This window comes from Hymenobacter sp. BT559 (genome assembly GCF_016427535.1).
GTDB lineage: Bacteria > Bacteroidota > Bacteroidia > Cytophagales > Hymenobacteraceae > Hymenobacter.
This window is the reverse complement of the sequence record NZ_JAELXV010000002.1, coordinates 124,212-137,189: the sequence shown is the minus strand read 5'-3', so window position 1 is coordinate 137,189 and position 12,978 is coordinate 124,212. Positions and strand designations below refer to the sequence as shown.

The following is a 12,978-nucleotide window of genomic DNA, read 5'->3' as shown; positions in this document are numbered from 1 at the left end:
GTGCAACATGCTGGCACGAGGGCCTACAGGATTACCGTAGATAAAATGTAGCAGAGCGTATGGAAAAACAGCCATGTGAGCATCAGGTAAAGGCTTAGTGGCCGCTAGCTCTTTCCTCACTCTATTCACCTACTGCTCATGTCTTTGCTCACTAGTTTTTTCTCGCCTTCACTCGATACAATTGTCTTTGAGGGCCGCAATCAGGCGTATGGTGCTTACCAGCTACGTCAGTCCTACAATAACCACGTGCGCAAGGCCCTGGCCACCGTACTTGGCTTGAGCACACTACTGCTGGTGGCTGGTACCGCGTGGCAGCAACTACACCCCACGGCCACTACTAAAGTGGAGACAACAACTACCCCGCTCACCCCCATCGAGCCTCCTACTTATATAACGGAGCAACCTAAGCCTGTTGCCCCGCCAGCGGCGCCTAGCCAGCCTCACATGGCTACTGCTACGCCACATACTACTGCCAGCTTCCCTACCCAGGTTACCAAAGACGAACTAGTGCCTGCCAAGCCCGTGGAAACAGAGCTAGCGGCCATACCTACTGACTTAGCTTCGGAACTAAGCACTACTGAAGCTACTAGTGTGGGTGTGCCAGGTGGCACTGACCTTGCCGAAACTGGGCCCGCTACCGAGACCAGTTCGGCCACCGCCCCAGCCGTGACGGGCCCTTACATAGTAGTCGAGAAGATGCCTGAGTTTGCGGGGGGCACCGAAGCCCTAATGCGCTATCTGCGCAACCACCTAGGCTACCCCAGCGAAGCGCTGCGGGCGCAGGCCGAGGGCCGCGTATATGTGAGCTTTGTAGTACAAGCCGATGGCACCATCGCCGACATTAGCGTGCCTAAGGGCCTAGGGTATGGCCTCGATGAGGAAGCACAGCGCGTGGTGCGCCAGATGCCCGCCTGGACGCCCGGCCAGCAATCTCACCACGCTGTGCCCGTGCGCTTTACACTGCCCATTACGTTTCATATACAGTAGGAACGTTGCTGCGTAATAGGATTAAAAGCTGGCTCATTATGAAAAGCCGGCTTTTTTCCCCTCTTTTGCAGTTACGTTACTTCTTAACAATGGCCGCTCCGAACAATTTTGTTGTCGGATTCCTTTATTAGGAATAACTTATTTTATTTTTATGCTTGATACGTCCACCGAAGAGCGGCTAGGCCCCTCGCAGCAGCCGGTTCGCTTCTTTGACCTGCTGCGGGCCCTTGGCTATCTGGCACTTGGTGGTTGGTTGGCGTATACTGCCGACCGCCCCATGGCGGCGGGGGCGCTGCTGCCGCTGAGCCATACGACCCGCCTGGTACTGGGAGGCATCCTAATACTCTATGGTGTGGTGCGCCTAGTGCGGGCGCTGCCTTTTCAATCTCGTAAATCCCGGCGCGATGACATTCGCTGATTTTTTGGACCCTAGGGGTCGTACTTTTTTAGGAGCGCTATTGCTAGCCGCAAGCCTGCTTCCTGCCTGCAGCAGCCAAAGCGGCGACGGCACCGAAGGGCCCACTGACACCCCTACCAGCGGCAAAGTATCGATTAGCGTCGACGAAACGTTTGCGCCTATACTAGAATCGCAGGTAGATACGTTTCAGAAGCTTTACCCAGATGCCCACGTCAAGGCCTCGTATCAGCCCGAGGACAGTGTGATGCTGGACTTCCTCAATGATAAAGTGAAGCTGGCCGTAGTATCGCGTGACCTGAATGCGGCCGAAAAGGCCGAACTGGCCAAGCAAACCATGACGCCGGTGGCTACGCACGTCGGTATAGATGGCCTTGCTATTATTCTGCACCCTTCTAACCCCGATTCGCTTCTGACTGTGACGCAGCTGCGCAGCATTTTCAGCGGCCAGACCACTGGCTGGAAGCAAGTAGGCGGCCAGACGAAGCTCGGAGATATCAACGTTGTATTTGATGCTAACCGCAGCAGCACCTTGCGTTTTGTGCGCGACTCGCTGCTACGCGGGCAGCCGCTGACCAAACGGGTCTTCGCAGCCAAGTCTAATGCAGAGGCGCTTGCTTACGTAGCTGCCCACCCGGCCGCCATTGGGGTGGTTGGGGTCAACTTGGTATCGGACCACGACGACCCTAGTGTGCAAAGCTTTTTGCGCTCGGTGCGAGTGGCTGCCATTACGGCCCGGCCCAACCCGAGTAAGGACGATTACATCAAACCTTTTCAACGATATCTGGCGCCCTACACGCCCGAGCAGTTGAAGGCCGACCAAAACTTACAGCGCTACCCGTTGCAGCGCAATATCTATGTCATCAGCCGCGAGGCGCGCACCGGACTTGGCTCAGGTTTTGCATCCTTTGTAGCCGGCCAAAAGGGCCAGCTTATTTTCTATAAATCAGGCCTGCTACCGGCTAAAATGCAGGTGCGCATCGTTACTACCTCGAAGGCCGATTGAACTACTACGACATTTACAGCGTAGTTTAACCAGATTTTCACCCTCACCCGACTCTTCTTTTTTTCTTTCGCTTATGAGTTTCAAGCCCTGGAAACCGCTGTTGCTGACTGCCGTTACCTTGGGGGCCGGCGCTACGGCCGCCACCGCCCAAGACATTGCCGCCGCCCAAAAGGCTATCGAGCTAGAGCGCTATAATGAAGCGCGCGGCTTGCTGCGTAATGCCAGCTCACCCGAAGCCAATTACGAGATGGGCCGCATCTATCAGATGCGCGACCTCAACGACTCGGCCGCCCTCTATTTCAACAAGGCTGCTGGCACTACTCCCTTTGGGCAGGTAGCTGCTGGCCGTGCCGCGCTGGTAAAAGGCCAGACGGATGCCGCTGCCACTTCGTTTGACGCTGCTGCCAAAGCCACCAAGAACAAGGATGCCAAAGTCCTGACCATGATTGCGCAGGCTTATGGCGAGTCTGACATCAAGAATATTGACAAGGCCCTGACCTATGTGAACGCGGCCCAAACCGCAAACAAAGGCAAGGATGAGCCGTCGCTAATGGTAGCGCGGGGCGAAATCTACCTGCACAGCGATACAGGCGGGGGCGAAGCGATGACCAGCTTCGACCGTGCTACGATGGCTAACCCGAACTACGCCCAGGCTTACTATAAGAAAGGTGAGTTGAACGTGCGCAGCCGCAACGCAAAAGAAGCCATCACGAACCTAGAAAAGGCCATTCAGTTGGAGCCCAAGTATGCTCCGGCCTACAAGGAGCTGGCCGAGATGTACTACTACGCACAGCAGTACCCAAAGGCGCTGAGCACTTTTGAGCAGTACCGCCAGGTGGCCGAGCGCTCGACTAGCACAGACGTGGAGTACGCTTCGTTCCTGTACCTGACTAAGAAATTCCCGGAAGCCCTGGTGGAGGTCAACAATGTTTTGGCTAAAGAGCCTAACAACGTGACCATGAATCGACTGAAGGCTTATACGCTGTACGAAACCGGCGACTACGCTGGTGCCGCTACGGCCATGGAAAACTACCTGCGCACTGCCCCGGCCGAGAAAATCATTGCCGATGACTATGCGTACCAGAGCCGGATTTTGGGCAAGAACAACAAGGCCCAAGAGTCGCTGGCTGCCATTAACAAGGCTATCGAGCTAGCTCCGGCCAGCAAAAAGGCTGACTTTGAGGCTGAGAAGACTAAGATTCAGCTAATGAATAAGGACTACTCCGGTGCCCTTGGTGCGCTTGTAGAGAAAGCCAAAACTGGTGACCTTGCCGACCAATATCGCTTGGCTGCCGCCTATGGCTCAGCTAAGCAGTACACGAAAGCCGACAGCGTGTTTAACATCATTAACACGGCTAAGGCTGACTACGCCCCAGCTTACATAGCCCGTGCTAAGGTGAATGTTGCCCTTGACCCCGATGCCGACAAAGGCTTGGCTAAGCCTTACTACGAGAAGTATATTGAGCTTGGCAGCGCCGACCCGGCTAAGTACAAAGCTGGTATGGTAGAGGCCTATGACTACCTAGGTGCCTATAACGCGCATAGAAACGACAAAGCCGCCGCGAAAGCAAATTTCGAGAAGGCAATAGCGCTTGACCCCGCCGATGACTTCGCCATTAAGTCCCTGAAGATTATCAGCGGTGCGTCGGCCCCGGCCCGCAAGCCGGCTGCTAAAGTGGCTCCGAAGAAGAAATAAGCTGGCCATGCCAGCTGGCTTTAAAAGCCCCGCTACAAGGTTTGTAGCGGGGCTTTTTTATGATTATTGGCTTTCGCTCCAGGCCTGCCACTTAGCTAAAGCGGCGCTGAAATCTTCGGGCAGCTCTGCCTCAAAAAACATATTTTCACCGGTGCGGGGGTGCACAAAACCTAGCGAGCGAGCGTGTAGCGCCTGCCTAGGTAGCACTGCAAACACGTTTTCGACGAAAGCCTTATACGCGCCCGTTGCTTGGCCCGAGCGAATACGGTCGCCACCATAAGTGGCATCTGAAAACAGCGGGTGGCCGATAAACTGCATGTGCGCTCGAATCTGGTGCGTGCGGCCGGTTTCGAGGCGGCACTCGAGCAGTGTGACGGGGCCATAGCGCTGCAGCACACGGTAATGAGTGACGGCAGGCTTGCCCTGCTCGCCGCCGGGGTACACGGCCTGCACCTTGCGGTCGCGCAGGCTGCGGCCAATGTGGCCGCGCACGGTACCCTGGTCTTCCTCAAACTTGCCCCATGCCAGGGCCAGATAGCTCCGCTGGATGGTGTGGTAGAAGAACTGCTGCGAAAGATGCGTCATGGCCGCCTCCGTTTTGCCGATAACGAGCAGGCCTGACGTATCCTTATCGATACGGTGCACCAGCCCCGGCCGTATTTCGCCATTGCGGCCCGTGGGCAGATTGGCAAGGTGGTAAGCTAGGCCGTTGACGAGCGTGCCCTCCCAGTTGCCGTAGGCGGGGTGTACCACAAGGCCGGCGGGCTTGTTCACAATGAGCAGGTCGGCATCCTCGTAGCGAATGTCGAGGTCCATCTGCTCAGGCTCGACCTTGCCCGTGCGCGGCGGCTCGGGCAGCGTAATGGTAATAATATCGGCCGGCCGAATACGGTAGCTTGCCTTGGTAGGACGGCCGTTTACCTGCACGGTTTCGGCCTCGATAGCCGCCTGAATCTTGGTGCGCGAGGCATTAGCCAGGCGATTAAGCAAAAACTTATCGACGCGCAGTAGCTCCTGCCCCTTATCTACTACAATGCGGTGGTGCTCGTAGAGCTCATCGCCCTCGCCAGCTTCGTCTTCGTGGGGGTCCTGAGCTTCGGCAGACGGGGGTAACATGGCGGGGCTAAGCAGATGAGAGCGCAAAAATACGCCAGGCACGCGCCGCGCTACCTAGGGCGGCCCTGGCGCTATGCCTAGCGCCGGCCGCCCTAGGTGACTAATTAGTCTTGCCGCGGCTGCAAGAGCTTGGCGATAAGCCCGGTCCAGCCCGTTTGGTGCGTGGCGCCGAGGCCGTGGCCATCATCGCCGTGGAAATACTCGTGAAACAGCAAATAATCGCGGAAGTGCGGGTCGGTTTGCAGCAGCTCGTTATCACCGAATGCTGGCCGGCGCCCTTCGGCATCCTTGAGCAGCAGCTTGTTGAGGCGGCCTGCCAAGGCATCGGCTACTTCATTTAGCGTAAGCAAATTGCCCGAGCGGGTCGGGTACTCTACCTTGAAGGAATCGCCGTAGTAGCTGTGAAAGCGTTGCAACGACTCTACTATCAAGAAGTTAATGGGAAACCACACTGGCCCGCGCCAGTTACTATTGCCGCCAAACATCCCCGAATCGGACTCGCCGGGCAGGTACTGCACCACAAAGTCAGTTTTGCCAGCACGATACACATAGGGATGCTCGTGGTGGTAGCGCGAAAGGGCCCGAATACCATATTCCGACAAGAATTCCGTTTCGTCGAGCATGCGGCGCAGTAAAGCCTTGAGGCGGCTGCGCCGCATTAGGCTTAGCAAGTGGCGCGCACCTTTGCCCGGCTCTTGCCAGCGCGATACGAGCTGCGCCAGGTGCGGCCGGTTGGTAACCAGCCACCACGCCCGGCGCGCAAACAGCGGCATAGAATTCAGCAACTCCTCGTCTACTATCTCCACTGCAAACAGCGGAATCAAACCCACAATGGAGCGCACCTTGAGCTTGGTGCGCGCATTATCAGGCGTATGCAGCACGTCGTAGTAAAACTGGTCTTCGTCGTCCCAAAGGTTGAACTTGCCATCGCCCCCGCGGGTCATGGCATCGGCGATGTAGAGGAAGTGCTCAAAAAACTTACCGGCCATTTCTTGGTACACCGGGTTTTCCTTGGCCAGTTCCAGCGCCATGCGCATGAGGTTAAGCGCATACATAGCCATCCAGCTGGTGCCGTCGCTCTGCTCAATCTTGCCACCAGTGGGTAGCGGCGCCGAGCGGTCAAACACCCCAATATTATCGAGACCCAGGAAGCCGCCCTCGAAGATGTTGCGCTCGTCGCGGTCCTTGCGGTTTACCCACCACGTAAAGTTGAGTACCAGCTTGTGGAAAAGGCGCTCCAAGAAGTCGCGGTCGCCTTGGCCATTGTTGCGCTTCTTATCCATCTGGTACACGCGCCAGGTGGCCCAGGCGTGCACCGGGGGGTTTACATCGCTAAAATTCCACTCGTAGGCGGGCAGCTGGCCGCTCGGGTGCAGGTAGCGGTCCTTGATTAGCAGGCGCAGCTGATTTTTGGCAAAGCCTGAGTCGACCATTGCCAGCGGAATGCAGTGGAAAGCTAGGTCCCAGGCCGCGTACCAGGGATATTCCCACTTGTCGGGCATCGATACCAGGTCCTGGTTGTGCAGGTGGCGCCAGTTGGCGTTGCGGCTAGCGCGGCGCTGGGGCGAGGGCGGCGGCATGGCCGGGTCGCCATCGAGCCACTGCGACACGTCGTAGTAGTAAAACTGCTTGCTCCAGAGCATACCCGCAAACGCCTGGCGCTGCACATTGCGCGCATCGGGGTCGGTGAGGCGCTCTTGGATGCAGTTGTAAAAGTCATCTGACTCTTGCTGACGCGCGGCTACTAGGTGCTCAAAGTCGGCAAACGGAGCTGCCAGCTCGGCTTGGCTCAGGCGCACCCGCACCGTTTGCGACTGCCCACCCGGCACGGTCAGCTCGTACTGCGCACCCACCTTAGTGCCCTGCTGCTTGGGGTTAACGGCGTGCCTGCGGTCCCCGACCACGTAGTCGTTGATACCGTCCTTAAAATAGAGGCCTTCGCCGGGCAGGCCGTAGAGAAGGGGCCCGTTGCTGTCATTTTCACAAAACAGCAGGTTGGGCTCGCCGTCGCAATAGAAGTGATAGCGCCCTAGGTCGCGGTGCTCGGCCTGCACGGCTCCGGGCGCTACCTGCACCAGTGTGGGCCGGTAGTCGTCGTAGCCCCAGCCCCAGGTGTTGCGAAACCATAGCTGAGGCAGTACCTGCACGGTGCGCTTGTGCGTGGAGCGGTTGTGCACCGTCACTTGCATTAGCAGGTCATCGGGCCCCGCTTTTGCATACTCAATTACTACGTCGAAATAGCGATTCTTGGCAAAAATATCGGTGTCAAGCAGCTCGTACTCGGGCTCCAGGCGCGTGCGACGGGCGTTGTGCTTGAGCAGCTTGCCATACGGAAATTTATGCTGCGGATACTTATACAGCATTTTCTGGTACGAGTGCGTGGGTGTGCAGTCGAGGTAGTAGTACAGCTCCTTTACGTCCTCGCCGTGGTTGCCCTGCCCGTTGGTCAGGCCAAACAGACGTTCCTTCAACTGGTTGTCTTTGCCGTTCCAGAGGCCTACATTCAGGCACAGCAACTGCTGGTCGTCGCTGAAACCCCCTAGGCCCTCCTCCCCCCAGCGGTAGGCATACGAGCGGGCAATGTCGTGGGTGATATGGTTCCAGGCGTTACCGTCGTGGCTATAGTCTTCGCGGACCGTGCCCCACTGCCGCTCCGTCAGGTAGGGGCCAAACTTCTTCCAGTTAACTGTTTGCGCATCGGCCTCGGCCAAGCGTACTTGTTCTTGTGTCATGCGTTATTTAAAACCCGCGCGCAGAGCGGCAACGGCCATCCAATACGCAATTTCCTCGAAGAAAGGGGTTATCGCTATCCACTGGCTCAACAATAACGATTTCGGACAATATTATATGCGAGCTAACCAACTAGTAATCAATAAAAAAGCCGAGGCCTAAGGGCCTCGGCTTTTTTTGCAGGTCAGTAATCTGTAATCGCTTACTTCTTGCCTTTTGCTTTGGTAGGCACGGCGGCAGGGGCAGTGGGCGCCTTGGTAGCAGACGACTGCGTGGCCGGCTTCGCGTCGGGCGTAGGGGCAGGAGCCGTCGGCGTGATGCCCATCTTCTTCAAAATCAAGTCCGAGATGTCGCCATCTTTCGGGCCGTGTAGCAGAATGGGGCTCGAGCCAGCATCCGAGTTCAGCACGTAGGCGTAGCCGTTTTCATTAGCTACTAGGTCAATGTTTTTCTGAATTTTATCTAGCGCAGGGCTCAGCAACTGTTGCTGCTTCTGCTGCAACGACTGCTGGGCCGTCGAAGAGAACTCTTGTAGGCCTTGCTGCATGCTTTGCAGCTCTTTTTCAGTATCAGCTTTTACTACTGCCGTCATTGTAGGGCCACCCTTCTGGTAAGCCTCTAGCTTAGTCTGAAAAGCGGTTTGCTTGCTCTTCATCTGTGCCTCTAGCTGGCTGCTGTAGGTTTTCAGGTCTGATTCAATCTGCTTGCGCTCGGGCATCTGGCTCAGCACGTACTCCACGCTGGTGTAGCCGATTTTGAGCGGAGCCTGGGCGTGCGCGGCGGGGGCAAAGAAAGAGCCGACAACGAGCAGAGCGGCGGCGAAGGTCAGGTGAACGGTTTTCACGCGGTTAACGAAGGAAATCAAGGTTCTGAAAAAAGTTAAAAGCAAAGTTAAGAGAATTATGGCTTCTTGCCAGTTCTCGTTTTGGTGCTGGCAGGCGCCTCGGGCGCCCCCGAATCCGATTCAAAACGTGAGTCGGTAGTAGAAGGAGTAGCCGCGTTGGCGGCCGGGGTTTTAGGTGGTGCTACGGTTTTCACCGGGCCTTTGGGTCCGGGCTGGTTGCGGTCGGGTGAGGCCAGGCCCAGCTCTTCCAACACATACTCGGTGTAGTCGAAAGTCGGGTTGGTGTAAATCATGGTTAGGTCGCTGGCTTTATCGAGCACGATATCCAGCTTCTTATTCTTGACCACTTTCTCCACCGCTTCAAATATCTTGTCCTGGACCGGCTTGTTTAGCTCCTGGCGCTTCTTAAAGATTTGCCCTTCATAGCCAAACTGCTTGGTGCGGTACGCCTTGAGTTCCTGCTCTTTTTTGAGCATTTCATCTTGGCGCTTTTTCTTCATGGGCTCGGTTAGCACCACTTCCTCGGCTTGGTAGGTGCGGTACATCTTGTCAATGTCCTTCTGCTGCGCCTCGATTTCCTTTTGCCAGGTATCTGAAAGCTTATTAAGCTCGGTCTGGGCCTGGGCATACTCCGGCATCTTGCTCATGATGAACTCGGTGTCGATGTACCCTAGGCGCTGTGCCTGCGCTGGTCCGGCAGTCAGCAGCCCCAAGAAAGCAAATACACAGAAAAATCGTTTCATACCGTAGTAGCGCTACCAGCAGCTAGGTCTGTGGCAAGGTGCTCTTAACGCACAGCCCGCCACACTATTGCAGCGCGCCTTCACCAAGCCGACCATACTCGCTAAACTACCAGAAGCGTGCCAAACGTTCCCGCCTGGCCTGGGTCCTGGCTTAGCGAATCTGCTGTCCGATGATAAAGTGGAAGTGGTTGAAATCTTGTTTGCTGCTAGTACCTGGCGCCGGAACTACAGAATCGAAGGCACGGCCGTAGTCAAATCCTAGCAAACCAAATGCCGACATGAAAATACGGGCACCAAAGCCGGCCGAGCGGTACAGCTTATAGGGGTTGTATTCCTGATACGAGTTAACCGCGTTACCAGCTTCCGCAAAGCTCAGCACGTACACCGTAGCAGCCGGGTTGAGGCTGACAGGGTAACGCAATTCCATTACGTATTTGTTGTAAGCCAGACCACCGCTTTGGTTTTGTTGGGCCGTCGGGATAGCGTAAGCCGCGTTGGGGTCGTCGTAGCCGCGCAAACCGATGTATTCGGTACCTACCAAGAACGAGCCACCGCCACCGTAGCCTAGGCCGGCGCCGCCCATCTTAAAGCGCTCAAACGGCCCCACATTGCGCCCGCCATACGAGCCAATAAAGCCGAAGTGTGCCCGGGTGTTCAGCACCAACTTACCCACAATCGGAGTGAAGAAAGAGGCATCAAACATCCATTTGTGCAGCTCTATCCACTCGTTTTCGCTGGGGTGTGCGCCGGGGAATGCCGAATACGGCGGCGTAGCCGATACCGAAAGCGACAGCGACGAACCGCGCCGCGTATAGGTCGGGTTATCGATGCTATTGCGCGCCAGCGTAGTGTTCAGTGTGAAGTTGTTGAATACACCGTTCGCGGCAATAACCGACAGATAAGGGTAGTCCTTAGTGCTGTACTGGCTGAAGGATAGCGAGTTGCTGAGCGTGAAATAGTCATCCGGCACTCGCAGCTGGCGGCCTAGGCCTATCGTTACCGTGTTTACCCGGAGCGAGCCAGCCGTGCTCAAATCGAATGCATTGCCATTGTAAATACGCGAAACGCTCCGGTTTAAGCTCACGCTGAGCGAGTTAGGCTTGCGCCCACCCAGCCAGGGCTCGGTGAAGCTGAGTGAGTAAGCCTGGTACTGCAAGCCGTTGGCTTGCACGTTGAGGGCCAAGCGCTGGCCATCGCCACCCGGCACGGGCGTCCAATTGTGCCAGTCGCCAGCCTTGCGGAGCGAGAAGTTATTAAATACCAGGCCAACCGTACCGATAAAGCCTGCGTAGCCGCCCCAGCCGCCCGAAAGCGTAATTTGGTCAGAGGGCTTTTCTACCACCGTGTAGTTGATATCTACCGTACCGTCGTTTTGATTTGGACGCGGGTCGATACCAATTTTTTCCGGGTCGAAGTACCCTAGGGTCGCTATTTCGCGCTGCGAGCGGATAAGCAGTTCGCGGTTGAACTTGTCGCCGGGTAGCGTGCGTAGCGTGCGGCGCAGCACGTGGTCCGAGGTCTTGGTATTGCCGGCGATGTTGATTTCTTTCACCCGCGCCTGCACGCCTTCCGAGATGCGCATCTCGATGTCGATGGAGTCGCCCTGTACCTTGGTCTCGACCGGGTCAATCTGGAAGAACAGGTAGCCGTCGTTCATGTAGAGCGACGTTACGTCTTGGCCGGTAGGGTTGTAGCTCAGGCGCTTGTCCAGCGTCTCTTTGCTGTAGGGCGTGCCCGACTTGATACCTAGGACCGACGACAGCGTCTTGCTGTCGTAGAGGTAGTTACCCGTCCAGCTGATGTTACGGAAGTAGTACTTGGGGCCAGCATCCACCTTGATGCGCAGCGCCAGGCCCTTGTCGTCGCGTATCAGGGTGTCTGACACAATGCTGGCATCGCGGTAGCCTTCGTTATTATAGAAATCAACGAGCTTCTTCTTGTCTTCCTCAAATTCTGAAGCCTGGTATTTGCCCGGCGTCAGGAATTTATACGGCTTGCGCTCTTTGGTCTTCTTAAACTGCTTCTTCAGTTTGCTGTCTTTGAAGGCCTTATTACCTTCAAACGCAATGTCGTGAATGCGGACTTTGCTGCCCTTGTCCACGTCAATTTTGAGCGCCACGCTATTCGACAGCGCCGAATCAGCCACTTGGCGAATAACTACTTTGGTATCTAGGAAGCCCTTGTTGGTGTAGAACTTACGCACTTGCGTGCGGGTGTTCGACAGCAACGCATCGGTCACTACCTTACCGCGGATAAGCTTAATTTTCTTCTCTAGGTCCTCCGCTTGGCCCTTGCTGATGCCCGTGAAGTTGAACTTCGACAAACGGGGCCGCTCACGCAGATTGAAATCCAGGAATATTTTATCGCCTTCGGTACGCGCAATGCTCACCGACACGTCGGCCACGAGACCCTGCGTCCAAATGCGGCGAATGGCTTTCCCGATTTCTTCGCCCGGAATATTGATTTGGTCGCCTATTCGTAAACCCGATAGCCCAATCAGCGTATTAGGGTCTAGGGAGCGCGCCCCGCTTACCGTGATACCCCCAAGCGTGTACTTGCGGGGCTCATCGACGGTAGCCGCGACTTGCTGAGCATGAGCCGGAGCGGCTACCAAGCCAGTAGCCAGCAGTAGCAATCCAAAGCAGGAGCTACGTAAGTAAGTGCGCATTAATAAGATAACTAAATCAAGATACGGAAAGCTGCTCGCTGGTTTTGCCAAACCGGCGCTCGCGACGCTGGTAGGCTACCAAGGCGGCACGCAGGTGGCTGCGCCGGAAATCAGGCCACAGCTCGGGGGTTATGTAGAGCTCGGTGTAAGCTAACTGCCAGAGCAGAAAGTTACTAATGCGCTGCTCGCCGCTGGTGCGGATAAGCAGTTCGGGGTCGGGCATGCCAGCCGTGGCCAGGTAACTCGTCACTGTGGCTTCCGTCACGGCGTCGGGCTGCAGGCGGCCGGCTGCCACATCGGCCGCCAAGCGCCGCGTAGCCTGGGTAAGGTCCCAGCGGCCGCTGTAGCTCAGGGCCAGCACCAGCGTCATGCGGGTGCCGCTTTTGGTGAGCTCTATCGACTCGGCTAGCTCGCGCTGGCAGTTTTTGGGCAGCGTGGCCAGGTCGCCGATAGCTTGCAGGCGCACGCTGTTTTTGAGCAGCGTTGGTGTTTCCTGCCGGATGGTGTGCACCAGCAGTTGCATCAGCGCGGTTACTTCCAGCGCGGGGCGGTTCCAGTTCTCGGTTGAAAAAGCGTAGAGCGTGAGGTACTTGACCCCCAGCTCGGCGGCTTCTTCCACCGTATCGCGCACCGCCGTAATGGCGCTTTGGTGCCCGAAGACGCGCAGCCCACCCCGCTGCTTGGCCCAGCGCCCGTTACCATCCATGATAACGGCGATGTGGGTAGGAATATTGGAGAGGTCAATTTCGGACCGTTCGGCCATCGTTGCGGTT

10 protein-coding genes are annotated in these 12,978 nt (G+C 56.6%); 4 read left to right on the top strand and 6 right to left on the bottom strand.

The window, feature by feature from the left end; genetic code table 11:
* Positions 1-138: 138 nt before the first annotated feature.
* The 4 genes from JAO77_RS07265 (at position 139) to JAO77_RS07250 (ending at position 4,104) form a co-directional block, all read left to right on the top strand.
* Positions 139-987 (top strand): energy transducer TonB, encoded by an 849-nt coding sequence (locus tag JAO77_RS07265; RefSeq protein ID WP_198989675.1) that lies wholly within the window; start codon positions 139-141, stop codon positions 985-987.
* 151 nt (positions 988-1,138) lie between these two features.
* Positions 1,139-1,405, top strand: coding sequence for a hypothetical protein (locus JAO77_RS07260; RefSeq protein ID WP_198989674.1), 267 nt, complete (start codon positions 1,139-1,141; stop codon positions 1,403-1,405).
* Between the two features lie 40 nt (positions 1,406-1,445).
* Positions 1,446-2,408, top strand: a complete 963-nt coding sequence (locus tag JAO77_RS07255) for a PstS family phosphate ABC transporter substrate-binding protein (protein ID WP_235998283.1) — start codon at positions 1,446-1,448, stop codon at positions 2,406-2,408.
* A gap of 73 nt (positions 2,409-2,481) precedes the next feature.
* The gene (locus JAO77_RS07250; RefSeq protein WP_198989672.1) at positions 2,482-4,104 is read left to right on the top strand and encodes a tetratricopeptide repeat protein; all 1,623 of its coding nucleotides are present in this window, start codon (positions 2,482-2,484) and stop codon (positions 4,102-4,104) included.
* A 63-nt stretch (positions 4,105-4,167) separates the two neighbouring features.
* On the opposite strand, the gene JAO77_RS07245 is transcribed toward JAO77_RS07250, so the two are convergent.
* From JAO77_RS07245 to uppS, 6 genes are all read right to left on the bottom strand, one after another.
* A complete protein-coding gene (locus JAO77_RS07245) occupies positions 4,168-5,220 on the bottom strand; it encodes an RluA family pseudouridine synthase (RefSeq protein WP_198989671.1) in 1,053 nt (350 codons plus the stop codon).
* Positions 5,221-5,324: 104 nt separating this feature from the next.
* Entirely contained in the window at positions 5,325-7,952 is a 2,628-nt protein-coding gene (locus JAO77_RS07240; protein ID WP_198989670.1) for an MGH1-like glycoside hydrolase domain-containing protein, read from the bottom strand.
* A gap of 200 nt (positions 7,953-8,152) precedes the next feature.
* Positions 8,153-8,815, bottom strand: a complete 663-nt coding sequence (locus JAO77_RS07235; RefSeq protein WP_235998282.1) for an OmpH/Skp family outer membrane protein — start codon at positions 8,813-8,815, stop codon at positions 8,153-8,155.
* Positions 8,816-8,850: 35 nt separating this feature from the next.
* Positions 8,851-9,537, bottom strand: a complete 687-nt coding sequence (locus JAO77_RS07230; protein WP_198989669.1) for an OmpH/Skp family outer membrane protein — start codon at positions 9,535-9,537, stop codon at positions 8,851-8,853.
* A gap of 151 nt (positions 9,538-9,688) precedes the next feature.
* Positions 9,689-12,205 (bottom strand): outer membrane protein assembly factor BamA, encoded by a 2,517-nt coding sequence (gene bamA / locus JAO77_RS07225; protein WP_198989668.1) that lies wholly within the window; start codon positions 12,203-12,205, stop codon positions 9,689-9,691.
* A 16-nt stretch (positions 12,206-12,221) separates the two neighbouring features.
* On the bottom strand, positions 12,222-12,968 hold the full coding sequence (gene uppS, locus JAO77_RS07220) for an undecaprenyl pyrophosphate synthase (protein ID WP_198989667.1): 747 nt from the start codon (positions 12,966-12,968) through the stop codon (positions 12,222-12,224).
* Positions 12,969-12,978 lie beyond the last annotated feature (10 nt).